This is a genomic window from Streptomyces sp. NRRL F-5650 (genome assembly GCF_000721365.1).
Taxonomy (GTDB): domain Bacteria; phylum Actinomycetota; class Actinomycetes; order Streptomycetales; family Streptomycetaceae; genus Streptomyces; species Streptomyces ardesiacus.
The window spans coordinates 1-373 of record NZ_JOGV01000168.1 but is presented as its reverse complement, the minus strand read 5'-3'; the positions used below and the strand labels follow the sequence as shown (position 1 = coordinate 373).

At 67.0% G+C, this 373-nt stretch carries 1 protein-coding gene; it reads right to left on the bottom strand.

Going from position 1 to position 373, the window contains the following annotated elements; translation table 11 throughout:
• Positions 1 to 373 (bottom strand): polyketide synthase (locus IG88_RS39920; protein ID WP_037837582.1); only part of this gene is annotated, 373 nt, incomplete at both ends.

The window sequence follows — 373 nt, the reverse complement described above, 5'->3', positions numbered from 1 at the left end:
CACACTCCTCCGTCACCAACTCCACGGCACCCGCCGACCAGTCCACCTGCGGCGTCGGCTCATCCACATGCAGCGTCCTGGGCACCACACCACGCCGCATCGACTCAACCATCTTGATCACACCCGCCACACCCGCCGCAGCCTGCGTATGACCGATGTTCGACTTCAACGACCCCAACAACAACGGCCGCTCCCCCGGCCGACCCTGCCCATACGTCGCCAACAACGCCTGCGCCTCGATCGGGTCCCCCAACGCCGTACCCGTACCATGCGCCTCAACCACATCCACCTGCGACGCCTCGAGCTGCGCATTGGCCAGCGCCTGACGGATCACGCGCTGCTGCGACGGCCCGTTCGGCGCGGTCAGACCGTT